19 protein-coding genes are annotated in these 25586 nt (G+C 37.6%); 7 read left to right on the top strand and 12 right to left on the bottom strand.

What is annotated here, in order from left to right; all coding sequences use genetic code 11:
• Positions 1–145 precede the first annotated feature (145 nt).
• From kduI to pulA, 4 genes are all read right to left on the bottom strand, one after another.
• Complete coding sequence (gene kduI / locus J2S74_RS16260; RefSeq protein ID WP_307327224.1) at positions 146–976, bottom strand: 5-dehydro-4-deoxy-D-glucuronate isomerase; 831 nt, start codon at positions 974–976, stop codon at positions 146–148.
• A gap of 193 nt (positions 977–1169) precedes the next feature.
• Entirely contained in the window at positions 1170–1922 is a 753-nt protein-coding gene (kduD, locus tag J2S74_RS16255; protein ID WP_307327222.1) for a 2-dehydro-3-deoxy-D-gluconate 5-dehydrogenase KduD, read from the bottom strand.
• A 115-nt stretch (positions 1923–2037) separates the two neighbouring features.
• Positions 2038–2799 carry a DeoR/GlpR family DNA-binding transcription regulator gene (locus J2S74_RS16250; RefSeq protein WP_307327220.1) on the bottom strand — a complete coding sequence of 254 codons (762 nt, stop codon included), beginning with the start codon at positions 2797–2799 and terminating at the stop codon, positions 2038–2040.
• 255 nt (positions 2800–3054) lie between these two features.
• Entirely contained in the window at positions 3055–5163 is a 2109-nt protein-coding gene (pulA, locus tag J2S74_RS16245; RefSeq protein WP_307327218.1) for a type I pullulanase, read from the bottom strand.
• Positions 5164–5557: 394 nt separating this feature from the next.
• Here pulA and glgB point away from each other — a divergent pair, with 394 nt between their 5' ends.
• From glgB to J2S74_RS16215, 6 genes are all read left to right on the top strand, one after another.
• The gene (glgB, locus tag J2S74_RS16240) at positions 5558–7480 is read left to right on the top strand and encodes a 1,4-alpha-glucan branching protein GlgB (RefSeq protein ID WP_307327216.1); all 1923 of its coding nucleotides are present in this window, start codon (positions 5558–5560) and stop codon (positions 7478–7480) included.
• A complete protein-coding gene (locus J2S74_RS16235; protein ID WP_307327215.1) occupies positions 7477–8625 on the top strand; it encodes a glucose-1-phosphate adenylyltransferase in 1149 nt (382 codons plus the stop codon). The genes glgB and J2S74_RS16235 overlap by 4 nt, the downstream gene beginning before the upstream one ends.
• A 76-nt stretch (positions 8626–8701) precedes the next feature.
• Positions 8702–9814, top strand: coding sequence for a glucose-1-phosphate adenylyltransferase subunit GlgD (gene glgD, locus J2S74_RS16230; protein WP_307327213.1), 1113 nt, complete (start codon positions 8702–8704; stop codon positions 9812–9814).
• 493 nt (positions 9815–10307) lie between these two features.
• A complete protein-coding gene (glgA, locus tag J2S74_RS16225; protein ID WP_307327211.1) occupies positions 10308–11738 on the top strand; it encodes a glycogen synthase GlgA in 1431 nt (476 codons plus the stop codon).
• 7 nt (positions 11739–11745) lie between these two features.
• Positions 11746–14178, top strand: a complete 2433-nt coding sequence (locus J2S74_RS16220; RefSeq protein ID WP_307327208.1) for a glycogen/starch/alpha-glucan phosphorylase — start codon at positions 11746–11748, stop codon at positions 14176–14178.
• Positions 14179–14328: a hypothetical protein gene (locus tag J2S74_RS16215; protein WP_307327207.1), complete on the top strand. Its 150-nt coding sequence runs from the start codon at positions 14179–14181 to the stop codon at positions 14326–14328.
• A 161-nt stretch (positions 14329–14489) separates the two neighbouring features.
• Here J2S74_RS16215 and J2S74_RS16210 read toward each other — a convergent pair whose 3' ends face one another.
• The 5 genes from J2S74_RS16210 to J2S74_RS16190 form a co-directional block, all read right to left on the bottom strand.
• Entirely contained in the window at positions 14490–15119 is a 630-nt protein-coding gene (locus J2S74_RS16210) for an NAD(P)/FAD-dependent oxidoreductase (protein ID WP_307327205.1), read from the bottom strand.
• Positions 15120–15413: 294 nt separating this feature from the next.
• Positions 15414–16964, bottom strand: a complete 1551-nt coding sequence (gene floT, locus J2S74_RS16205; RefSeq protein ID WP_370876023.1) for a flotillin lipid rafts scaffold protein FloT — start codon at positions 16962–16964, stop codon at positions 15414–15416.
• Positions 16965–17308: 344 nt separating this feature from the next.
• Positions 17309–17842 carry an NfeD family protein gene (locus tag J2S74_RS16200; RefSeq protein ID WP_307327203.1) on the bottom strand — a complete coding sequence of 178 codons (534 nt, stop codon included), beginning with the start codon at positions 17840–17842 and terminating at the stop codon, positions 17309–17311.
• Positions 17843–17856: 14 nt separating this feature from the next.
• On the bottom strand, positions 17857–18402 hold the full coding sequence (locus J2S74_RS16195; RefSeq protein ID WP_307327202.1) for a PspA/IM30 family protein: 546 nt from the start codon (positions 18400–18402) through the stop codon (positions 17857–17859).
• A gap of 1036 nt (positions 18403–19438) precedes the next feature.
• On the bottom strand, positions 19439–20326 hold the full coding sequence (locus tag J2S74_RS16190; RefSeq protein ID WP_307327200.1) for an AraC family transcriptional regulator: 888 nt from the start codon (positions 20324–20326) through the stop codon (positions 19439–19441).
• 124 nt (positions 20327–20450) lie between these two features.
• On the opposite strand from J2S74_RS16190, the gene J2S74_RS16185 reads away from it, so the two are divergent.
• Positions 20451–21752 carry an alpha-glucosidase/alpha-galactosidase gene (locus tag J2S74_RS16185; protein ID WP_307327198.1) on the top strand — a complete coding sequence of 434 codons (1302 nt, stop codon included), beginning with the start codon at positions 20451–20453 and terminating at the stop codon, positions 21750–21752.
• A gap of 84 nt (positions 21753–21836) precedes the next feature.
• On the opposite strand, the gene J2S74_RS16180 is transcribed toward J2S74_RS16185, so the two are convergent.
• From J2S74_RS16180 to J2S74_RS16170, 3 genes are all read right to left on the bottom strand, one after another.
• Positions 21837–23447 (bottom strand): glycoside hydrolase family 43 protein, encoded by a 1611-nt coding sequence (locus tag J2S74_RS16180; RefSeq protein ID WP_307327196.1) that lies wholly within the window; start codon positions 23445–23447, stop codon positions 21837–21839.
• 221 nt (positions 23448–23668) lie between these two features.
• Positions 23669–24553, bottom strand: coding sequence for a carbohydrate ABC transporter permease (locus J2S74_RS16175; RefSeq protein WP_307327194.1), 885 nt, complete (start codon positions 24551–24553; stop codon positions 23669–23671).
• Between the two features lie 14 nt (positions 24554–24567).
• Positions 24568–25449, bottom strand: coding sequence for a carbohydrate ABC transporter permease (locus tag J2S74_RS16170; RefSeq protein ID WP_307327192.1), 882 nt, complete (start codon positions 25447–25449; stop codon positions 24568–24570).
• Positions 25450–25586: the final 137 nt, after the last annotated feature.

Here is a 25586-nt window from a genome sequence, read left to right as displayed (position 1 = left end):
TTTCAATTTAGCACAGCCAAAAAAGTTTTATTTATAGTGGGGTTTATAAAGACATGGGAGTTTTGAACAACCTCTTCATAGAAAATCGAACGAAAGAAAGGTATGTTAAAGTTAAAATGAACCTTTAACACACCTTTCAGTAACATTATTTTAAATCTTCCATTTTCACAAAATCCATATCTTTAAATGTATAGTTTTCTCCAGCCATTGCCCAAATAAAGGTATAGTTATTTGTCCCTACACCAGAGTGTATAGACCAAGGAGGAGAAAGAATAGCTTGCTCATTTTTCACTACTAAATGACGCGTTTCGTGAGGTTGGCCCATGAAGTGGAAAACCCTTGACTCCTCTTCCATATCAAAGTATAAGTATACTTCCATGCGTCGATCATGAATGTGAGCTGGCATCGTATTCCACATATTATTTGGCTCTAAAAGAGTCATTCCCATCATTAATTGGCAGCTTTGAATTCCTTCTGAGTGAATATATTTGTAGATTGTTCGATTATTAGATTCAGCATCTGATCCTAACTTTGTAGGTTCTGCTTCAGCAATTGGTAATACCCTTGTTGGATATTCCTTATGGGCTAAAGCGGATACAAAATAGAATCTAGCAGGGTTAGATGTGTCTTCGCTTTCGAAGGTCACCTCTTTTTTACCTAAGCCAATGTATAGGCAATCTCGTTTATTTAGTTCATAAACTTCTCCGTCAACATTTACTGTTCCCTTAGGTCCAATATTAACTATACCAATCTCTCTTCTTTCTAAGAAATAATCTGTTCGCAGGAAGTCACCAGCATCTAACTTTAAAGTACTGCCAGTTGGAATAGCTCCCCCTACCACAACGCGATCATAATGGGAATAAACCATATTAATTTCCCCTGAAACAAACAATGATTCCATTAAAAATTCATTTCTTAATTGTTCTGTTGTAAATTGTTTTGTTTGCTCTGGACCTACTGCATATCTGTTTTCCATTTACCTTCACTCCTTATATTCTTTGGCTGTTTCTAAAAGATTATTGCTTTTTAGTAAAATAAGATAACCGGTCGAATCCGTTACAGGCGGACGCTTTCCGCCTTTCACTCCTTCGACTTATAAAAAGCAACAATCTATCCGAAAATGGCCTTTTTTTAAATTTACAATTCTTATGCTAAATCTCTTTAATTTATCATGAACTCATCCATCCGCCATCGACACATAGAACGTGTCCAGTGACATAATTGGATGCATCTGATGCTAAGAAAACTACTGGACCTTTAAGGTCATCCGGAGTTCCCCATTCCCCTTTAGGAATACGAGATGTAATAAATTCGTTTCTTTCTTTGTTTGCACGTAAAGGTGCAGTGTTATCTGTTACCATATAACCAGGTGCTATAGCGTTTACATTAATCCCTTTACTTGCCCATTCATTAGCTAGTGATTTTGTAAGTCCAGCTACAGCATGTTTTGTAGCAGTATAAGCGGGAACTCTCAATCCCCCTTGGAAGGACAACATGGAGGCAATGTTAATGATTCTCCCTGATCCATTTTCCAACATATGTTTCCCCACTTCTCTACTTAATCGAAAAACAGAATTTAAATTTACTTGAACAACATCGTTCCAATCCTCATCAGAAAAATTCTCCGCTTCACTTCTACGAATAATTCCAGCATTATTTACTAAAACATCTATTTTTCCAGCCTGTTCTAATGCTGCTGCCACAACCTTGTTCACGGCACCCTCTTCTGATAAATCTCCTTTAATTTCATAAAACTTCTGTCCTAAAGCTTCCACCTTTGTTCTTGTCTCGGACATGTCACTAATTCCAACACCTATTACATCAGCACCAGCCTCCGCTAAACCAACTGTCATTCCCTGGCCTAATCCACGGCTTGCCCCTGTTACAAGGGCAACTTTTCCTTTTAACGAGAAGGGTTGCATTTAAAGACCTCCTAATTTGTACTATAAAGTTTATTTTATGTTCGTTTCTGTTCTATATGGTTCGATTATATCATTCTAATAAAGTTCTTACAATAATTTCTTTTATTCAAGCTCGTCATTGGGAAAGAATAATTGATTTATCAAGCTCCTCTAACTTAACTTTTATATCTTCCGGAATATTTTTGTCAGTAATAATCTCGTCCACTTCATGTATCGTGGCAAATTGTATTAATGCTACTTTTTCAAATTTACTGGAATCTGCTAATAAGCTTACATGGTCTGCACAGTTAATAATTTGTCGCTTCCAATCTGCATGAATGCTGTTGAGGACAGTAAGTCCATGTTCTAAAGACACACCTGTTGTTCCAAAAAACAAGCGATTTACCCTTATTCTCTTCAACATCTCACTTGCTTCAGCTCCGTACAGGGAAGAAGAAGTTCCTATTCTGCTCCCCCCTAAAACCATTAGTTGAACCTTCTCCTTATTTAAAAGCTCTGATGCAATCTTTAAATCATTCGTGATTACTGTAACGGGGAATTCTCCAAGAAAACTTGCCAAAGCTCTAATTGTACTTCCCCCATCCAAAAGAATGGTTTCACCAGGTTCAATAAGCTTAAATGCCTCTCTAGCAATTTGAAGCTTTTCTTCCCCCCTCATAGATTGTCTTTCATCGATGGGAAAAATTCTTGACCCTTGTTCAGGAAGTACAGCACCACCATGTATTCTCGAGAGCAGCCCCCTCTTTTCTAGGGTTTCTAGATCTACTCGAATCGTTTTTTCAGTTACCCCTAAATATTTACTTAACTCTGAAACCTTAACAATTTTCATTTTGTCTAACTCTTCTAATATCGCTTCATAGCGTTCAACAGATAGCATGTATGTTTCCTCCGAGAAGTTGGTTTGTGTACATTCATTATCGAACAAAAACAAACATTTGTAAACCCCTACTAGTAGCCATGGGTAGTAGCAACAGATAAAATTAGTCTATCTGTTATACAGTAGATTTTAAACGCTTTCATTACGCTATATAATACTATATAATAAGGAAGCTTTTAGATATTTAAAATCACTTAAAAGGGCTCAAAAGGTATGTTCTAACCTTTTAAGCCCCTTCTTGTTTTGATAAAACCTTTAATTTCTAGACTTTTTAAGCACAGTAAATTCATAGGGGTTAATGAACATCCATTCTCCACTTATTTCTGTATCCCCTTCTCTAGCATTACTCACTATAATCGACCATTTTCCGGTAGAAGGTAATTGTAATTGGAAACGGCGTTTTGTTGGATTTACATAAATAGCAAAGTCTTCCCGATCTCCAAACAGTGTCCATCCAAAAATAGGAGCTGGTGTTACTAAAATATGAAGCCTTCTTCGAATTTCATCTTTGGATACAAGTCGAAAGACATCATATTTTTTTCTTAAGGCAATAAGCTTTTTTACAAATTGAATACTTTTATTTTCTTGCTCTCTCTGTTTCCAATCTAGTTGATTAATATAATCACCAGAAATATAGCTGTTTTCATCCCCATGTTTTGTTCGAAACCACTCTTGACCTGCATGAAGAAATGGAACACCTTGACTTAATATGGTAATACCCGTTGCAAGCTGGTGCATTTTCTTCCTATCCTCCTCCCCTTCCGTTTCATTGGATTTAATAAGTCTGTCCCATAAAGTATGGTTATCGTGACATTCTACGTAATTAACCGTTTGTGTTACATCAGAAACTACTACATGCCCATATTCCTCTAAAGCTGACCCTGTTACAAGTTGTGGAAGTCTTTCAATAAATCGACCTTTTCCATTAACAAACCCTTGGTCGTACACATCAAAATTATTCCCTTTTATAGAATCTCGAAAATAATCATTAAAAAAACGGATTCCCTTTAGTTGATGAGACTGAAATGATGTTGCCTTTTGTTCGTGATGTAAAGCCGTTGGAAGATCCCACCCTTCTCCAAGTAACATTATTGGAACTTCCTCTTTCAAACAGCGCTCATTAATTTTCTTCATGGTTTTTACATCCATTACACCCATTAAATCAAACCGAAAACCGTCGACTTTATATTCTTTTAACCAATAATCTACCGTATCCAAAATAAACTTTCGTACCATGATCCTTTCCGTTGCTACATCATTACCAACTCCAGTACCATTACTCAAGGTACCATCTTCGTAATATCGGAAATAGTAACCTGGTACTATTTTTTCAAAGGCGGACTCTTCTATAATAAATACGTGGTTAAACACTACATCTAAGATGACAGATATATCTTGCTCATGTAATGCTTGAATCATTTGTTTACATTCCATCATTCTCGACAAACGGTCTTCAGGGTTCGTTGAATAACTCCCTTCTGGAACTTGATAAAATAAAGGGTCGTACCCCCAATTATAATGGTTCTCAGGATTTAATTCGTCCACCCTTGCAAAATCATTGATGGGCAATAGCTGCACATGGGTGACCCCTAACTCCTTCATATAAGACAACCCAGTAGAGTATCCACTAGAAGTTACTGTTCCCTTCTCCGCTAGCCCAATGAACTTCCCTTTGTGAACGATTCCACTTGACTCGGAGACAGTTGCATCCCTTACATGCAATTCATAAATGATGGAATCTTGAAGATTATTTACAGTCGGCCTCCGGTGTTGCTCCCAACCAGGTGGATTAGTGGATGATGGATTAATAATAACCCCTTTTTCACTATTAGGAAGAAGTGCCTTAGTGTAAGGGTCAATTACTCGGTTCACTCTTCCATTAACAGTGATTTCATACTCATACTTAGCACCATGCCAATCCCCTTCAAGAAACATATTCCAAATCCCGTATTTTTGTCTATTTAGTGAAAATTTATTGTTATTTAAAAATAACATTACCTTTGTTGCCGTTGGTGCCCATATAGTAAATAATGTACCAGTTGGTTCGTAATGAATACCTAAGGCTGCATCTTTAGCTGTGTAATGCTCTTCAAACCATTGTGTTCTTACAACACCTCTAGGATAAACAGGTATGGTAATACTCCCCAACATTAGTTCTATTTCTTCACCTAATGGAAGATCCTTATCAATAACAATACTTAGGGTGCCATCATCACTCTCCTCCCCTAATTGACCATGTATTGCTATTTCCCCTGAATTATTTTTAAATTTTATGTCATTTGTATCGATCGCAGACGGTAACAGACCCTCAAAATTAACTTTAATTAAATGAACATCATCTAACCAAGCTGCATGCGTTTTCACGTGAGCACTCCTTCTTTTATATAAATTTTGATTAGGGCCTCTCTCTCCTGTAATTTGAAAAATTTTTCTTACAGTAACCCCTATACAACAATGTAAATCCATTAATCTGTTACAAAAAACTAGTAAAATGTGAATATACATGCAATGTTATGTTTAAATAATGTGCTCGACAGAAACCGTCAAAATAACAACTGCTTCGTAAAATTTTGTAATAAAAAAGATTTTGATTTTTCGCAAATTACAAGTCATAATCATAAAGGAAAATACTTCTAAAGTATATTTATACCCGATCTTCACTTGTTATAATCGCTTATTTTAATAAATCTTAAATTATACTACCAATGGTATATTTACTCATTTATATGCTTTTTTTCGAAGGAGAGGAGATTGTACAATGCCCTACAGTATTTCTGAACAAGATATTTTTTTGTTCCACCAAGGAACAAATTACTATAGTTATAAGCTATTAGGGTGTCACCAAATTACCTTCGATAATGAAACTGGATACCGCTTTGGAGTTTGGGCACCAAATGCTAAGTCCGTTAGTATCGCAGGGAATTTCAATAATTGGGATGGAACAAATTATCCACTAGAAAAAATTAATAATGAAGGACTTTGGTTAGGTTTTTTTACAGATATCCCTGCAAATGAACCTTACAAATATGAAATTGAAACACAGCAAGGAAATTGTATCCTTAAAGCTGATCCTTACGCCTTTCAATCAGAGTTAAGACCAGCAACTGCCTCTTTAACTCCAAGTAATAAAGGATATGAATGGAAGGATAAAAAATGGCAAAGGAAAAAAAGCCAGATAAATGTATATAAATCCCCTATCCTGATATATGAAGTCCACTTAGGATCTTGGAAAACAAAAGAAGATGGAGAGTACTTTACTTACAGAGAAATGGCTAAGGAGCTTGTCCCTTACGTTAAATCCTTAGGATATACACATATCGAACTCCTCCCTTTGGCTGAACATCCATTTGATTTGTCTTGGGGCTATCAAATTACTGGCTATTACTCCGTAACAAGTCGATATGGATCTCCGGAAGATTTCAAGTATTTTGTAGATCAATGCCATCAACATAATATAGGCGTCATAATGGATTGGGTACCTGGTCATTTTTGTAAGGATGACCATGGACTGCGGTTATTTGATGGCTCGCCCCTTTACGAATATGCGGATTCTCGAAAGGCTGAAAAAAAATCTTGGGGAACACTAACATTCGATTTTGGCCGCCCAGAAGTGCAAAGCTTTCTAATCTCTAATGCACTCTTTTGGTTGAAGGAATTTCACATTGACGGTATTCGTGTGGATGCCGTTGCTAGTATGCTATATCTAAATTTCGATAAGCATGATAATGAAGAGAAAATTTATAACTCCTTTGGAGGAGAAGAAAATTTAGAAGCATATGCCTTTATCAGGAAATTAAACGAAGCAGTTTTTCATTATGAACCTAATATACTAATGATGGCAGAAGACAGTTCAGACCTGCCCCTAGTAACTGCACCTACCTACATGAATGGTTTAGGCTTTAATTTCAAATGGAATATGGGCTGGATGAATGACATGCTGAAATATATGAAGCTAGATCCTGTCCATCGAAAATGGCATCATAATCTCATTACTTTTTCCTTTATGTATACGTATTCCGAGAACTTTCTGTTGCCCCTTTCCCATGACGAAGTAGTTCACGGAAAGAAATCTTTATTAGATAAAATGCCTGGAGACCAATGGCAGCAGTTTGCTAACCTTCGACTGCTCTACGGTTACATGATGGCTCACCCTGGGAAAAAACTATTATTTATGGGTGGAGAGTTGGGGCATTATGCAGAATGGAAAGATAAAGAACAATTAGATTGGCATTTACTCGATTATCCTTTACATCGCTCATTATTTAACTATGTTAAACAACTAAATCGGTTTTATCTAGAGCATAAAGCTTTGTATGAATTAGATCATAGTCCTGAAGGATTTGAATGGATTGATCCTCACAATATTGATCAAAGTATCATTGCCTTTCGCAGACGGGGAACAAACCCTGATGAGGAATTAATTATTGTTTGTAACTTTACACCTAATGTTTATTACGATTACAAGGTTGGAGTTCCACGACCAGGTAAATACGAGGAAATCTTTAATTCTGATGAAATTAGTTTTGGAGGGTCTAACCAGCTGAATGAAAAGGAACACTTTAGTTTTCCTAAGGAATGGCATGGATTAGCCCAACATATAAATATTAAAGTGCCTCCGTTAGCCATTTCCATTTATAAATGTGCTGACAAGTCACCAAATATCGAGGAGGGGGATACATGAAAAAAGAATGTGTCGGAATGCTCTTAGCAGGCGGAGAAGGAAAAAGATTAGGAAAACTTACAGGAAATTTAGCAAAACCAGCAGTCCACTTTGGTGGTAAGTATAGGATAATAGACTTTACTTTAAGTAACTGCACCAATTCAGGTATTTATACAGTGGGAGTACTAACACAATATGCCCCACTAGAGCTAAATCAACACATTGGTATAGGGAAGCCATGGGACCTTGACAGGCAAAAGGATGGAGTTTCGATCCTTTCCCCATATACAGCAAAACAAGGGGGCAGCTGGTATTCAGGTACTGCGGACGCTATTTTTCAAAATATTCACTTTATAGAACAATATAGCCCAGAATATGTACTTATTATATCCGGTGATCACATATATCATATGAACTATAAACATTTAATTAAGCAGCACAAACTAACTGGTGCCGATGCCACTATATCTGTTATGGAAGTTCCTTGGGATGAAGCATCTAGATTTGGAATTCTCAATACAACGGAAGACTTGAGGATATACGAATTTGAAGAAAAACCAAGCAATCCTAAGAGTAACTTAGCATCCATGGGAATCTATGTTTTTACTTGGGCAGCATTAAAAGCATATTTATTACATGACGCAGAGCAAATCCATTCTAGTCATGATTTCGGGAAAGATATTATCCCTTCCATGCTACAAGATGGAAAGAGAATGTATGGCTATCGTTTCGAAGGCTATTGGAAGGATGTTGGAACCATTCAAAGCTATTGGGAGGCCAATATGGACCTTCTTGATGAAGACTCTTCTTTCTCCTTAAACAATAAAAATTGGCGGACATACACCTATGATTCCAATAACCCGCCACAATTTATCGATCGTACAGCAACATTAAAAAGCTCTCTTATAAATTCGGGCTGCTGGGTAAAGGGGACGATCGATCATTCTATCCTTTTTGAAAATGTAATTGTGAACGAGGGAAGCACCGTCTATCAATCTATCTTACACCCAGGAGTGGAAGTGGGAGAGAATTCTGTATTAGAAAGGGTTATTGTAACGAAAAATACAATCATTCCACCTAATACGTATCTCCGGTCAAACCAAGATGAGGAACCACTCGTAGTTGATGCAGAAAGTCTAAAGGAGATTTTATCTATTCAAATTTAATAAGAAAAGCTGAAGCTGGACAGTTTTCAAATTCGAGTATTTTAATACTTTCTTAAATGTAAAAAGGGGCGTCTTTATGAATTCAATGATGGGACTTATTAACCTAGAATATGAACACGATTTTTTAAATGAATTAACGTATTTTCGCTGCGGTGCAGCTGTCCCTTTTGGGGGAAGATATCGTTTAATCGACTTTACCTTATCTAACATGGTGAAATCGAACATACATGAAATTGCTATTTTTACCCGAAATAAATACAGATCCCTAATGGACCACTTAGGTACAGGGGCTGACTGGGATTTAGATCGAAGACACGGGGGATTATTTATCCTCCCTCCAGATTGGAATGACCCAACGGATATTTCTAGAGGAGATTTACGATATTTTCATAATAATCGAGATTACTTCCATCGAGGGCATTCCACTCATGTATTAGTAAGCGGAAGTCAGTTTGTTTCCAACTGTGACTATCAAGCAGCGTTCCAGCACCATCTAGACAACGAAGCAGATATTACTTTTATTGCAACTCAAGTGGAGCCAGACTCCTTTAATAAAGAACACGACGCCTGCTTAAGACTTGAAACAGATGACCAAAACTGGGTAACTGCCATTACCAATGAAAAGTGCAACCCTCTGATTTTTACAGGGGTATATATTATTAATAAAGAACTGCTTATGGATACAGTAGATCAATGTATAGCCCATCACAAAGATCACTTTTTCTATCATGGAATTAAAGAAAATCTAGCTAACCTTAAGATTCAAGTTTTTGAACATAAAGGGTACTCAGCCTTTGTGAATTCTATCGAAAGCTTTTATCGCCATAATATGGGCTTGTTATGCGAGCAAAATTATAAGAGCTTATTCTTAAAACAGCCCTTTATTCGAACCAAAGTTAGCAGTGAGCCTCCTACCAAGTACCGAGATCAAGCAGGAGTCCACGGTTCCTTAATTGCCAACGGCTGTGTGGTAGATGGCGATGTGGAAAATAGTGTTTTATTTCGGGGTGTCCAAGTAAAGGAAGGGGCAAAAATAAAAAACTCCGTCATCATGCAGCGTTGTACGATCGAGCCCGGGGTTTACTTGGAAAATGTCATCTTGGATAAGGACGTTCATGTTACAAAGGGCCAAACATTTATAGGTTCAAAGGATAAACCATTTGTCGTAGCCAAAAGACAAGTAATGTAATTTGAATAGTAACAACCGCCTCTTACTAGAGTAAACTGGTAAATAAATTACAATGGACACGAGGCGGTAAAGCTTACAAGTATAATAATTAAATTATAAACTCTGTTAAATTTTACGAAATATGTTAAACTTTGATGTTGATTTTCGCTTCAGGATGCTCCTGCGACACTTCGTTTGCTCGTCGCAGGTAAAGAGTGCTCACCTTCCGCTTAAATCAACGCTATTCAATATTAACACTGCCTTTAACAGAGCCCACCATGTGGAAATATAATTTCCACCATGGACAATGAAAATTTTAGTCTGCTTGGAATGAGCGGAGGGCCACGAGACTCCTGCGGGAGAAGGGTCTAGTCGAGACACCTCAGAGCGAAGCTCGAAGAGGCTCGACAGATCCCCCGCGGAAAGGGAGTGGACCGTAGCGAATGACATCCAGATTCGTATTTTCATGATAGCCTTTAAATTAAACAAAATTGAAAGGAGAGGAGATTCTATTATGAAAAACGTTTTATTTGTGGCATCAGAATGCACACCATTTATTAAAACTGGAGGACTCGGAGATGTAGTTGGATCTCTTCCCCAAGCACTAAAGAAGCATGAGAAGATGGATGTTCGTGTCATCCTTCCAATGTATGATGAAATTCCTGCAAAGTGGAGAGAACAAATGACCTTTCAGGTTTCCTTTCATGTCCCTTTAGGCTGGCGGAACCAAGAAGCTAGTTTGTACAGCTTAGAGCATAATGACATTATCTATTATTTTATCTCCAACGATTATTATTTTACGAGGAAGGGTGTTTACGGTTACTACGATGATGGAGAGCGTTTCATCTTTTTCTGCAGAGCTGTTATGGAGGCCATTCCCCATCTAGATTTTACTCCAGAGATCCTTCATGGTCACGATTGGCAAGCAGGTATTGCAGTTGCCCTTGCAAAGATAATGCAGCCTGTAGAAGATATGAAAACCGTATTTACTATCCATAATATTAAGTATCAAGGAAAGATGCCTCTAGATATGTACGAAGAATTTTTTAATCTTCCAAATGAACATTTAGGAGGTTTGGAATGGAATGGTGTTATAAATTGTATGAAAGCTGGTCTTTTTCACAGCGATAAAATCACTACGGTAAGTCCAAGCTATGCCGAGGAAATAAAATACCCTTACTTCGGAGAAGGACTTGATCCAATCATACATCAACGTTCTGAGGATGTTGTAGGTGTTATAAATGGTATTGATACAGATGACTTTAATCCTAGGAAAGACCCTTATATTGCTGTCAATTATCGACATTCTCGTGTGAAGAAGAAAGAAAATAAGATAATTCTTCAAGAACAGCTTGGATTACCTATTGATGGTGATAAACCGTTATATGTAATGATCACAAGACTTGTGGAGCAAAAGGGTATTCACCTTCTTGAACCTATATTAGATCAATTTATGCAAGAGGACGTACAGTTCGTTGTACTAGGTACAGGAGACCCAGAATTTGAATCATTTTTCTATTTTGCTGGAGATAGATATCCAGAGAAACTGGTAGCTAAGCTTTCCTTTGATGAAGGATTAGCCCGCCAACTGTATGCTGCTGCCGACTTCTTTTTAATGCCGTCTCAATTTGAACCTTGTGGCTTGTCCCAACTCATTGCTCTTCAGTATAAGACGGTACCTATCGTTCGTGAGACAGGTGGTCTAAAGGATACAGTTACCCCTTTTAATGAAATAACAGGCGAAGGGAATGGTTTCAGTTTTACAAATTATAACGCCCATGATTTGTTATCGGTACTGCGATACTCTTTGTTTATTTATAACGATACAACTAAATGGCAACAGCTTCTGAAGAATGTTAATAAAAGTCAGTTTAGCTGGAAAGATTCAGCCCATGACTATTCACGTATCTATGAACAATTAATAACAGAACCTATTAAGGGGTGAAGAGCTTTTGTCACAGCTAAGCTTGGAAGAACTTGTGGATATCATCACAAACAAACTTGAAACTGAGCGTGGGAAAGATATAAAGAGTGCCTCAGATCAAGACTTATATTATGTCATAGCTTCCATCGTTAAGGATGTAATAAATCCACAATGGCTTCAAACACAAAACAAATACAAAGAGGCCAATAGTAAACGGGTATATTATTTATCCATGGAGTTTCTTGTAGGACGACTTTTAGAAAGTAACCTGTTAAATTGCGGTTTATTAGACTTAACGACAGATGCTTTAACGGAACTTGGTTTTGACCCTGAAAAGGTATACTCTCAGGAGCATGATGCCGGTTTAGGAAATGGGGGACTTGGAAGATTAGCTGCCTGTTTCCTCGATTCCATGGCTTCATTAAGTTACCCAGGTTTTGGTTGCGGCATCCGCTATCGTTATGGCTTATTTGAACAGCGAATCATACATGGGAACCAAATTGAACTACCAGATTATTGGCTTAAAGATCCGTATCCTTGGGAAACAAGGAAAGTAGAAGAAGCGGTCAAAATTTGCTTTGGTGGAAAAGTGAATATGTTTAAGAAAAATGATGGCTCCTTAGAATTTAAATATGAAGATACGGATCAAGTAATGGCTGTCCCATATGATATTCCAATCGTTGGTTACCAAAATGAGGTAGTAAACAGTCTCCGTTTATGGAGTGCCGAACGCCCAGACATGGAGCCGGAGTTTTTAACAAACCGATCAAAAAGATATTATCATGACCTAGATCATCAACATTCCATTGATCAAATATCAGGATTCCTATATCCAGACGATTCCAATCATGAAGGAAAAGAGCTACGTTTAAAGCAGCAATACTTCCTTGTATCCGCTAGTATTCAATGTATTATTAGAAGCTACAAGAAGACCAGTCTTCGTTCCTTGAAGCACTTGCCGGATAAAGTAACGATTCAAATTAATGATACTCATCCAAGCTTAGCCGTTCCAGAGCTCATGAGAGTGCTAATGGACCATGAACGTTTCGGATGGGATGAAGCGTGGGAAATAACTAGAAACGTCATCGCCTATACGAATCACACTACTTTGAGTGAAGCATTAGAAACTTGGCCAAAAGAAATGATGCAAAACCTCCTTCCTCGAATTTATATGATCATTGATGAAATTAATGAACGCTTTTGTAAGGGAATTTGGTTTGATCATCCTGAACTTCGAGAGAAGATTCCGCAGCTTGCTATCATTGCCTACGACCAAGTTCATATGGCAAGGCTAGCTATCGTTGGAAGCTTTAGTGTCAATGGAGTAGCAAGACTTCATACAGAGATACTTAAGAAAAAAGAAATGAAGGATTTCTATACCTTGTTTCCTAGTCGATTTAATAATAAAACAAACGGAATTACCCATCGCCGTTGGCTATTACAAGTAAATCCAAAGCTGTCTTCCCTAATAACAGATGTGATAGGCCCACAGTGGGTGAAAAGTCCAAATAAGCTTATTGGCCTCCTTCGATATTCAAAGGATCAACCATTCTTAGAAAAGATTGAGCAGGTGAAGAATGAAAATAAGCAAGTGTTGGCATCGTTCATTCATGAAAGAACAGGTATTTTAGTGGATGATCAGTCCATTTTTGACGTGCAAATAAAACGGCTTCATGAATATAAACGCCAGTTATTAAATATTTTTCACGTTATCCAATTGTACAACGACTTAAAGGATAACCCTAACTTGGATATCATTCCACGTACCTTTATTTTTGGAGCGAAAGCTGCCCCTAGTTATTATTTGGCGAAGGAAATTATTAAGCTTATAAATAAAGTGGCTTCCCTTGTGAACCATGATAAGACTATTCAAGATAAGCTAAAGGTTGTTTTCTTGGAAAACTATAATGTAAGCTTGGCTGAAAAAATTATTCCGGCAGCAGATATAAGTGAACAAATATCTACTGCAAGTAAGGAAGCCTCCGGAACCGGAAATATGAAAATGATGATGAATGGTGCCATTACAGTAGGTACACTTGACGGGGCAAATATTGAAATTCGCGACCTTGTTGGTGACAGGAATATCTTTATATTCGGATTAACTGCTGAGGAAGTATTGAATTATTATCATAATGGAGGCTATGTAGCTAGAGATATCTATAATACAGATGACCGGGTACGGAGAATCTTAAACCAATTGAATTATGGAGATTTTGGATCTCAAGATATAGAATTTAAAGATATCTACTATAATATTCTATACCATAATGATCCGTATTTTGTATTGAAGGATTTCGACGCCTATATTGAAACCCATGAATTGGTGGAGCAAGCTTATAGGGATAAAGCTACCTGGCTAAATATGAGTGTCACTAACATCGCCTATTCCGGAAAGTTCTCCAGTGATCGTACGATTCAGGAGTATGCATCGGAGATTTGGAACTTGAATCAGGTCTTGTAGGTGAAGATGGAAGAAGAATGTGGGAATGGTGATGGTATGCTGGTAGACGGATGGAATGTGGAGTTGTGGCATATGAATTTGTGGGAATATGGAATTGTGGGATATGAGGCTGGAAAAGCCACCTCTGTTTTATTCATCCTAGCTCGATAATACTCATGATTTTAACTAGGGCTTTTTTAACCCGGTTCAGCTGAACCGGGTTAAATTATCCCAGGTTCAATTTTCGAAATAAACAAAGATTGAAAGAGATTTAGCTACTTCAAAAACTTCCCATTCACATTTTTGACACAATTCCAAGAAATTCTCACAAATTAGCTAACCCCAACGTCTTTTTTCAATGCATCAAAACCATAACGATCAATAAATTTTGCAATTCTTTCCCTTTTTCTACCGTTATTCCGATATACTTCCAGAACCTTATCAACTAACTCATATAATTCTTCCGGTTCTAACCCATCCTTCAGTAATACCCCTGTACGGGCATTTGTCCCTACAGCTTGGCCGCCAACGTATAGCTCGAAATGGTCTTTTCGCTTAATAACCCCAATATCATTTATTAATGGTTCACCGCATGCATTCGGACAGCCAGTATATGCTGGACGCACAGTAAAAGGAACCGATTTCCCGGCAATTCTCTTATTCAATTCAATGGCAATGGGCATCCCCTCTTCTTCTGCTCCTTGGCAAAAACCACATGTACGTAAACTCTTTACATAAGGACCAACCTTATAAACACTGAAGCCAACTTTTTCTAGTTCCTCTGTTGCAACTTCCACCTTATTTTCTGGAACTTGAATAATTATTTGCTGAAAGGTTGTTAGTTCAACCTCTGTATCATCATCTAAGTACGTACCTAATGCTATTAACTGTTTTGGTGTTAATTTTGCTCCAAAACCAATTCCCCCGTTAACAGCTAATGGAATCATCTTAACTTCTGCCATTCGAACCCCTCCTCGTTGTTTAATAAGGATGTATAAAAGATTGCTCCTGCGATTACTGGTCGCACAAGGGCATATTATTTTCAAGTAAATAATAGAGCTTGGATACACTACAGGCGGACGCTTTCCGCTTCTCCAAGCTTTTCTAAAAGCAATACTGTTTGCGAACACATCTTTATTACAAATAAAATACTTATTTTATTATAATATACCCCCGTTAGGTATGTAAACCTTTGGATAAAAAAAGAAAAGGCTCCCTTCAATAATGAAGGGGACCTAATCTGATAATCTTACAATCTATTTTTCTGTATTAACATCTTTCGGAGTCGTTGGAGCAGAAGTAGCTTCTTTTAATTCACTCTTTAGTTGCTCAACGTTTAGTTTTTCATTTCCTTTTCCTGCGAAGTTTTCGATTAGATCTTTTACATCAATTCCAGATGATGCTTTTAGTGACTCTTGAAGGGTAGACATTAAGTTCGTTGCATAACCAGTAACCTTGTTTGCTCCACCATTTTCTCCACTTGAACCAGTATCCACAACAGTAATTTTCTCGATGTTAGATAATGGTGCAGCCACTTCTTTCGCGTAGGTAGGTAGCATTTGCAGGATCATATCTAGGATGGCCGCTTGACCATACTTCTCGTACGCTTCTGCAATCTTTTCTTTCGCTTCCGCTTCCGCAAGACCTCTTAGACGGATAATTTCAGCGTCCGCTTCCCCTTGTGCACGTTCTGCTTCCGCTTTAGCAATACCATCAATACGGATTTTTTCTGCTTCCGCTTTGGCCATCGCTTCAATATTGTATTTCTTTGCATCTGCTTCTGCGAATTGTTTTCTCTTTTCCGCTTCTGCCGCTTGCTCTACTGCATAACGATCCGCGTCTGCTTTCTTTTTAACTTCGGAATCGTATTGCTTCTCACGACGAGCAATCTCTTTTTCTTCTAACTCAATTTGCTTTTGACGCTCGATAATTTGAACCTGCATTTTTTGCTCAGTTACTTCTTGTTGAGACCTAGCTTCTTGGAGATGATATGCTTGGTCCGCACGTGCCTTCGCCTCGTCTTGTTCACGACGGAATTCCGCAACCTTAAGCTGATTGATTTTCTCTGCTTCCGCAATTTCTGTTGCCCTTTCAAGCTCCGAGCGCTTTGCATCCTTGTCAGCCTCTGCTCGTTTAATACGTGTTTCTTTATCTGCTTCTGCTGTTGCAATGTCTGCGTCACGCTTCACTTGAGCAATTCTTGGTTTACCTAAGGAATCCAAGTAACCATTTTTATCACGAACATCTTTAATAGTAAATGAAACTATGTAAAGTCCCATTTTTGCTAAGTCTTGAGAGGCTACACGCTGTACCTCTTGTGAAAACTTTTCACGGTTTTTGTAAATTTCTTCTACAGTTAACGAACCTAAGATAGAGCGTAAATGACCTTCTAATACTTCTTTTGCTTCATTTTCTCTATCCGCTTTCGTTTTTCCTAAAAATTGTTCTGCCGCAGTAGCAATTTCACCGATGGAACCACCAATTTTAATAATGGCCGTTCCGTCCGCCATTACTGGTACACCTTGTTCTGTGTAAACCTCGGGTGTGGAAACATCAATTTTACTAGATAGTAAGCTTAACGATTCCGCCTGTTGGAAAACAGGTAATACAAAGGTACCGCCACCACGAACAATCTTAATACGGTTACCTGATTCATCTGTGTTTACATTCTTTTTGCCTAAATAACTACCGGTAACAATTAATGCTTCATCTGGACCTGCCGTACGGTATTTTGTTACGAATACACCAATAAGTGCTAGGATTAAAACGACTACTATACCAACGACAATCATAATCATTTCTGGCATGTTAATTTCTCCTCCTTTAAATTTTTTGGCTCTGTTAAACTTTGATGTTGATTTTCGCTTCAGATACTCCAATTACGCCTAAAGGCAGCCCACGTCCTGTGGGCAACGGCGTAATGTCGTCATCCTGACTCCGCGCGGGCAACGCTTCAGCCTCCTCGTCCCTGCGGGGTCTTCAGCCATTGCTTCGAGACCACTGAAAAAGGGAAAAAACGTCCTTTTTCAGTGGCCTCTTGCTTTTCTCGCAGGAGTCTCGTATCTTACGCTTAAATCAACAGTGTTAAAAAATCAACACTATCCTTTAACAGAGCTAATTTTTTTAGAATTTATTGTGCATGTCTCTCCTCTTAATCTAGTTCTTCATGTGGAGATACATGTAACACACTATTTTTCACTTCAATAATGAGAACCTTTTCCCCATAGGGGATAGCCACATCATCGAAGCTTATTGCTGATCTTGCAATATTTCCTTGTTTACCTTGAATCATCACTTCACCAAAGCCTTCCTCTGGAATGGCAGTTATAACAGTACCGATTCTACCCTTCAAATCATCATCGGAGTAAGCCAATGTTGCTTCCGCTTGAGAAAGGGGAACCAGTACGAAAATATTAAGTAAAGTTACTAGAAGAAAAGCAGTCACTAGGGAAGCAATGGCAATGATTAAACTATTGATGGAACTAAACCTTTCCATTAAATAAGCCATTGAGTTAAAAAACGTAATGAAAGAAAGGATAAGTGTCGGGTTGATTGGTCCTTCGGAAAGTGCTTCAAAAATCCCTTCGATAATATCACCAAATAAAATATAAAGTACTGTTAAAATGCCACCTAATATAAACCCAAACAAATATACCGTCTCTAATGGATATCCGAAAATCTCCATACCAATATCCCCCCTTACTTATTTTTGTTTATCATATCCTTTAGTTTCTTAAGCTCCATTTCCACTTCATCCGTTGACGGTAGGGCAGCGTTATTTTCTCCTGTAGAAGTGGATGTTTTTAATTGATACAATTCCGTGGTAACATCAGCGGCAGTGGATTTTGTTTTAAAGGCATCCCGCTTTAGCTGCAAATCTTGGTAATATGCTTTCAGTTCTTTTACCTTTTCCCTTAGCTGATTAACTTGCCGTGAGGTGCTTTCATAAAGTGATTCTAACTGTTTTATTTCTTGGGCAATAAGATTTTTGTCTTCTAACGCCCTTCTAGCTAAATCTTCCTTTCCTAATTCAAGAGCTTCCAATGCTTGTTTTTGTCGTTTTTCCAACTTTTCCTTCGCATTACGGATTCGTTTCAATAGGAGCTTTTCTTCTACAATCATCTTTCTAGTTGCCTGTTCGGCCTCGGCAATATCCTCACGCATATCAAATATAAATTGATCTAGGAAGTCTTCCGGGGAATCTCCCTTTTCCCGTATCCCACCAAAGGATAGTCTTTCTTTCATACGTCTATAAAAGGAAAACAAGGTCCTCCCTCCTATTCTAAATGAACCACTCCAACATCACAGAAATTGGAATCTATTTGTAAAGCTTAACATAAACTTGCCTTACTATAAATGTTAAATAAGAAATTCGAAGGATACTTATTCTACTGAATATCCTCCAAAAAAGTTTCATTATCTACGAAAAAAAATTTTTTTAATACAAAGCTTTGTTAAGAGTCAGTGTTGATTTTTAACACTGTTGATTGTAGCGGAAGATAGGAGACTCCTGCGGGAAAAGCAACGGCGGAAGATTCCCGCATGGACGAGGAGTCTGAAGCGTTGCCCGCGGAGCCAGGATGGTGACATTACGCGTTGCCCACAAACGGGACCTGAGACGCTACCTCGAGTAGTTTGCGTCGAATAATCGCAGACGCAAGGACGTGGGCTGCCTTTAGGCCGTAATTGAAGTTTCTGAAGCGAAAATCAACATCAAAGTTTAACATAGCTTAATACAAAAAACAGCACGCTTCCAGTGAAACGGGCTGTTTTGATTCTGGGATATTTTTTTCAAAGAATAAGTCTAATAATTGAGCTGCAATAGCTGCAAAAAATAAAGCAATGGGATAAGCAGGTGATTAAGCAATGGCTGGTCCTCTACATCTATTAAATTATTACATGCTCCTAACCCTGGTGTACTCGTCATCGCGCCGCACAAAGCACCTAAGGAGTGAATAATAGAGGACATAATTTTATTTATTTCGATGGTTATGTCCTCAGGAAGCCGTTCTAAAGGACACAATTACCTTTAGGGAAAGACACACCTGCGTAAGAACGAGCAAGCCAAGACCACACAGGGAGAAGACCGTGGGGGCTTGACAGGTCGTCCGAGGAAAGGGAGTGAAAGCATTTTGCTCCTGCGGTTACTCGTCGCAAAAAAGATAGCTAGGAAACCCTCACTCCTAGCTACCTTTGTAAAGATTGCGGCGGCTTCGCTCATTGCTTCGGTGGCACAAAAGATAAAGTGCGATCTTTTGTGCAACCTATTTTCAGGGTAGACTTATTGAATCACCAACCTGTCAAACGGTAGGGAATGTTTGTTTTTACGAAATTCCCCTGGTGAAATCCCAACAACCTTTCGAAATACTTTATTAAAGTAGTTATCATCAGAATAACCAACTAGTTTTGCAATTTCCTTAACGGTTGAATCCGTATATCTCAATAAGTGTAATGCTTGCTCTAACCTTATTTTCGTTACATATTGCATTGGCGTCATGTTCATATTTTCCCGAAACAATTTAATAAAATAATATTTCGAGAGTTGAACAGCATCCGCAATTTCCTCCACAGATAGGGGTTCCTTGTAGCGTTTTTTTATCATATTAGTTGCGAGGACTATTTTCTCCGGTAAATCTGAATCTGTTTTAAATTGTTTAAAATACCGGTAACAGTCCATTATAAAACCATAGGCTTGGGAGGAAGCATAATAATTGTCCAGGAGATCTCTGTCATATGCTTGCTGATAGATGTTAAACACTTGATTAATTAACTGAGATTCCATTGGTATCGTTACTACATTACCAAACTGCTCCATAATATAATTCCAGCAGGATGCAGCTGCCTGACCCTTTAGTGTAAGGAAAATAAACTCCCACTCCTCGCTTTCTTCAGGTATATAATAATAGTGATCACTTGGTACCTCCACCATAAAAGCTTGCCCCTTCTGAAGCTTATAGGTTTTTCCATGAACATGAATGGCCCCTTCCCCTGACAAGGTATATTGAAAGATGAACACATCCCTTTCCTGTCTTTTTAGCCCATTCCAATAATAGTCTTGAAAATCGACCTTCTGTTTTCCCACCACATAGATATCAACCAACGTCTCCATCACTTTATCTTGCGTTCTAATGGCAATTGTTTCATTTGGCAACTGTAATTTATTAAGCAATATTTTACCCTCCAATCACACCATATTACCATTTACGGTTGCTATATCTGATTTTATCATTAGATGGAGTAGGAGAAAGCGTTTATATTAACAAACAATAAATTACCTTAATGGAGGTTTCACTATGTCCAAAATTACTTTTATCGGAGCTGGTAGTACTGTTTTTGCAAAAAATGTACTAGGAGACTGTATGTTTGTAGAAGCATTAAACGGGTTTGAGTTTGCTTTACATGATATTGATGAGACAAGATTAAAAGATTCAGAAAAAATGCTCTTAAACTTAACGGAAAAATATAATCCATCGATTAAAGTCAAGGCTTATTTGGATCGTAAAGAGTCATTAAGGGGAGCTAAATACGTGATCAACGCCGTACAGATAGGCGGTTATGAACCTAGCACGGTAATTGACTTCGAAATCCCTAAAAAATACGGCTTAAGACAAACGATTGCTGATACCATTGGAATAGGGGGTATTTTCCGCAGCCTAAGAACTATTCCAGTAATGCTAGATTTTTCAAAGGATATGGAAGAGGTTTGCCCTGATGCCTTGTTTTTAAATTATACAAACCCTATGGCCACCTTAACGGGAACCATGCTTCGTTATACTAATATTCAAACGGTAGGCTTATGTCATAGTGTCCAAATTTGTACGGAGCATTTATTTAAATCTCTTGATATGGAACATGATGGTATTCAAGAAAAAATTGCAGGGATCAATCATATGGCATGGTTACTAGAGGTTAAAAAAAATGGAGTAGATCTATATCCAGAAATAAAAAAGCGTGCCAAGGAGAAGCAGAAGTCGAAGCATAATGATATGGTCCGTTTCGAATTAATGGATAAATTTGGGTATTACGTAACAGAATCTTCGGAACACAATGCAGAATATCACCCATATTTCATTAAAGAGCGTTATCCGGAATTAATTGATCGTTTTAACATTCCTTTAGATGAATATCCACGTCGTTGTGTGGAACAGATCAATAATTGGACAAAAATGCGTGAAGAAATGGTAAATAACAGGCAGTTGCACCATGAAAGAACACACGAATATAGTTCTTACATAATTGAGGCGATGGAAACGAATGTTCCGTTTAAATTTGGCGGTAACGTCCTAAACACAGGAGGATTAATCTCTAACTTACCGACGAAGGCTTGTGTAGAAGTTCCGTGCGTAGTTGACCGAAGTGGAGTTCTTCCTTCCTATGTGGGAGAATTACCAGAGCAATTAGCTGCATTGAACCGTACCAACATTAATACACAGTTTTTAACGATTGAAGCTGCTATTACGTTAAAGAAAGAACATATTTATCAAGCTGCTCTCTTAGATCCCCACACCAATTCGGAGCTATCTATGGATGATATCATCTCTATGTGTGATGACCTTATTGAAGCACATGGGGATTGGTTACCGAAGTACAAATAATAAGTAAATTCCATGTACTTAAGACTTAAAAAGGCAAGGTCTCATCAACCTTGCCTTTCTAGCTCTATTTGAAACGTTTGACTATTAGTTTTGGGCTTTATAAATAAAATAATCAAAGTCAGCAAACTTTTTTTCTCCGGAAGTATCTTGGCATTGCATTCCTACAAATGCCCCTGTGAAGAATCCGCCGCCTTGAATATAATCATCAGAAAGCTTGTGAGATTCAAAATCAATTGGAATCTCCGTCCAATTTTCTCCATCAAAGGAGTAGGAATAGTTATAAATTGCCGTTTTCACATCAACACGGAGGTAAACATATTCCACATCTTCAGGGATGACAATTTCATTCCCACTTAACGGTTGAGCAAAAGTAAAGTTATCACATGTGTAAAGTTCTAGAATTCTTCCTTTTTCCTCATGCCATGAAATTTGCAGGGACGTCCAGTTTTCCGTGTTGTAATAGTTTACTAACCCTGCAGATTGTTGAAATGATTCTGGCTGGAATGCTACCTTTGTTTCCGCTGTAAAATTAAAATGCTGCCAACGTCGTGCTACATGGGCTTGTGTAAACTTAGAAGTTAAGGATTCCCTTCCGTACAGACGTAAATGCCCTGGGTTATCTTTTAGAGAAACAATGTCTTCTCCTAACGGAATACGTAATGATTGGAAGTTTAAATTTAATGTTTCCGAATCGAAATCGTCTTTTTCAGGATAATCACTTTCCCAAACATGTTCTTCGATCTTCGGTCCTTCAATCTCAAGGGACGGTTGATTTCCGCCAACAACATATGGCCAATCGTTCTTCCACTCCAACCTTTGGATCGCCGTTTCTCTTCCAAGGGGACAGTATCCTCTAGGATCTAGCAAAGGTTGACCTTCTCTCGATAATGGGCGTCCCGTTAAATGTACTAAAAACCATTCGTCTGTATGGGTTTGTACAATCGAAGCATGCCCTGCCTTTTGTAATGGATTTCTCGGATAAGGGAATGAAGTAATTAAAGGATTCTCTGGATGAACTTCATATGGTCCCCATAGATCCTTAGAACGTGCGATTGTAGCACAATGGTCGTACTTGGTTCCACCTTCTGCTGTTAATAGATAGTAGTAATCATTAATTTTATAAAGATGTGGTGCTTCTGTTAATTTAATATCTGTCCCTTTAAAAATTACTTCCTTTTTCCCAACTAGCTTTTGTTCTTCGTGATTATATTCCTGCAGTACGATTCCGTAAAATGGATGGTTGCCTACACGCTGATCCCATACCATGTTTACAAAATATTTTTTTCCATCATCGTTATGGAATAAAGACGGATCGAAGCCTGAACTGTTCATGTATATAGGATCAGCCCATTCTCCATCAATCGTTTTACAAGTAGTTAAGTAGTTGTGGGAATCTTTCCATTGACCTTCTGTTACTTTTACATCTGTATAAATTAAATAGAACTGTCCATCTGCATGTGAAAGCTGTGGAGCCCAAATACCACCAGAGTTTGGGTTACCCATCATATTTAATTGACTTAATCTATTTAATGGTCTAGAAACTAATCGCCAATTTTTTAAATCCTTTGAATGATAGATTCCCACTCCTGGAAACCATTCAAAGGTAGATACAGCTATATAGTAGTCTTCACCTACGCGACAAATACTTGGGTCTGGGTTAAAACCTGTTAATATTGGATTTTGAATTGTTGCCATGATAAACCTCCTCCAGTCTAAAAAACAGAATATAAAACTATTATACTATAGCGTTTAACAGATAAAATCCATGGATAATTTAGTATATACTTAAGAAAGTATAACGCTTTCATTTATTGAACATAAAAACAAAATAGATAATACACTAGGTTCTTCTTATAAAAAGCCCCCCACACCTATGCAGGGGACTAGTTTATACGATACACAAATCTTAAATTTCATTAACCCTTTACTGAACCTGAAGTAATACCTTCCACTATACGATTACTTAATATTACAAATGCAATTAAAATTGGAAGTATACTTATCATTAAAGTTGCACCAATGGCGCCCCAATCTGTTTGGTATTGTCCTATAAAATTTTGAATACCAACGGTTAGGGTTTTATATTTGTCAGAGCTTATAAATGTATTTACAAATACAAATTCATTCCAATTGTAAATCATATTAATGATTGCTGTCGTTGCTACAACTGGTGCAGTCATCGGTAATACGATTCGGAAGAATAAACGGTGTATGGAGCAACCATCCATAATTGCTGCTTCTTCCAATTCTCGTGGGAGTGTATAATAAAATCCTAGTAAAATCATAATTGTAATTGGTAAATTAAATGCCGTGTACGTTAAAATAATCGCTAACGGATGGTCCATTAAGTTAATATTGATAAAGAAGTTAAATAAAGGGATAAGAGTGGAATGGACGGGAATCATAAGTCCTACCATAAATAAGCCCAAAACTAGTTTATTTAACTTCCAATTCATACGTGTAATTGCAAAAGTCACTAAACTGGCCAACAGAACAGTTAAAATAACGGCTGATGCTGTAATGAATACACTATTAAAAAAGTATTGTCCGATGTTTCCTTCTGTCCACGCCCTAATATAATTATCCCATTTAGGGTCTGTTGGGATAGATAGTGGCGGGGAATTAAACACCTCTTGATTATTTTTTAATGAAAATAGAAATAACCATATTAAAGGAAGGACTTGGACAATAGCTACAATAATAAGGGTTAAATATAAAAAGATTTTAGCTATACGTTGTAATAACGATACATTCGTTTTTGCTGCTGACGTATTTGTTTTACTTTGAATTTCTGTCTGCATTGCCAATCCTCCTTTTAGTATTGTATTTGATCATCTTTGTTTACTGTTAATTTACGAATTAGCCAAGTTACCCCTAAACAAAGTAGAAGTAAAGAGAAGCCGATAGCACTACCATATCCAAAATTGTATTGACTAAATGCTTGCTTATACATGTACGAGGCAATTACTTCACTGGCTCCATTCGGTCCTCCACCAGTCATTACCCAAATTAAGTCAAAGTACTTTAGTGAACCTACAATGGCTAAAACAATTGTTACTTTTATTACTCCAGCAATTAAAGGCAATTTGATTTTATATCCAATTTGCCAAGGTGTTGCCCCATCAATTCTCGCTGCTTCCACTAATTCATTAGGAACATTACGTAATGCAGCATAATAAATCAAAATATAAAATCCAGCGTATTGCCAAATAATCGGAATGAAAATGGCATAAAGAACAATATTCGTATCCGCTAGCCAGAGAGGCGGTTCATCTATACCTAATGACATAAGAAATCTATTCATTACACCGTTCGTTGGGTGATATATTCGCATCCATAGTTGAGCAATCGCTACAGAGGACAGTAGCATAGGAATTAAATAAATTTTTCTAAATAAATCTGCACCTTTAATCTTTCCTGATAATACAAGAGAGATAATTAAATAACCTACTAAACTAATTACAGAAAATATGGCTAACAGTAAAGAATGGTAAGCACTTCTCCAAAACATTCCATCGGATAATAATCTGATATAATTATCTAAACCAATAAATTCCATTCTCCCAATACCATCCCACTTCATTAACCCGTAATAGCCTGTCAGGACGATTGGGACATAAACGAGAATCATAAGTAATAGGAATGCAGGAAGCACGTACAATGCAATAACCTTTTTATCAGACATTACTTTATTCATTTAACCTCTCCCCCTTCTATAAAAAATAACTATGCTTTATAAGGATCTTTTCGCATAGATTGCTCCTGCGATTACTCGTCGCACCGGTGTCTTCAGCTGTTAAAGTTTCTGTCTCTTCCTCTACTAGTAACTCTCTG

It is taken from the genome of Evansella vedderi (assembly GCF_030813435.1).
Classification (GTDB): Bacteria; Bacillota; Bacilli; order Bacillales; family Salisediminibacteriaceae; genus Evansella; species Evansella vedderi.
The sequence above is the reverse complement of the archived record's forward strand: the minus strand, read 5'-3'. Positions and strand labels throughout refer to the sequence as shown.

Excerpts from the sequence above, each read along its gene's own strand:
- kduI (WP_307327224.1), bottom strand. The coding sequence starts at position 976 with ATGGAAAACAGATATGCAGTAGGTCCAGAGCAAACAAAACAATTTACA.
- kduD (WP_307327222.1), bottom strand. The coding sequence starts at position 1,922 with ATGCAACCCTTCTCGTTAAAAGGAAAAGTTGCCCTTGTAACAGGGGCA.
- J2S74_RS16250 (WP_307327220.1), bottom strand. The coding sequence starts at position 2,799 with ATGCTATCTGTTGAACGCTATGAAGCGATATTAGAAGAGTTAGACAAA.
- glgB (WP_307327216.1), top strand. The coding sequence starts at position 5,558 with ATGCCCTACAGTATTTCTGAACAAGATATTTTTTTGTTCCACCAAGGA.
- J2S74_RS16235 (WP_307327215.1), top strand. The coding sequence starts at position 7,477 with ATGAAAAAAGAATGTGTCGGAATGCTCTTAGCAGGCGGAGAAGGAAAA.
- glgD (WP_307327213.1), top strand. The coding sequence starts at position 8,702 with ATGAATTCAATGATGGGACTTATTAACCTAGAATATGAACACGATTTT.
- glgA (WP_307327211.1), top strand. The coding sequence starts at position 10,308 with ATGAAAAACGTTTTATTTGTGGCATCAGAATGCACACCATTTATTAAA.
- J2S74_RS16210 (WP_307327205.1), bottom strand. The coding sequence starts at position 15,119 with ATGGCAGAAGTTAAGATGATTCCATTAGCTGTTAACGGGGGAATTGGT.
- floT (WP_370876023.1), bottom strand. The coding sequence starts at position 16,964 with ATGCCAGAAATGATTATGATTGTCGTTGGTATAGTAGTCGTTTTAATC.
- J2S74_RS16200 (WP_307327203.1), bottom strand. The coding sequence starts at position 17,842 with ATGGAGATTTTCGGATATCCATTAGAGACGGTATATTTGTTTGGGTTT.
- J2S74_RS16195 (WP_307327202.1), bottom strand. The coding sequence starts at position 18,402 with ATGAAAGAAAGACTATCCTTTGGTGGGATACGGGAAAAGGGAGATTCC.
- J2S74_RS16185 (WP_307327198.1), top strand. The coding sequence starts at position 20,451 with ATGTCCAAAATTACTTTTATCGGAGCTGGTAGTACTGTTTTTGCAAAA.
- J2S74_RS16180 (WP_307327196.1), bottom strand. The coding sequence starts at position 23,447 with ATGGCAACAATTCAAAATCCAATATTAACAGGTTTTAACCCAGACCCA.
- J2S74_RS16175 (WP_307327194.1), bottom strand. The coding sequence starts at position 24,553 with ATGCAGACAGAAATTCAAAGTAAAACAAATACGTCAGCAGCAAAAACG.
- J2S74_RS16170 (WP_307327192.1), bottom strand. The coding sequence starts at position 25,449 with ATGAATAAAGTAATGTCTGATAAAAAGGTTATTGCATTGTACGTGCTT.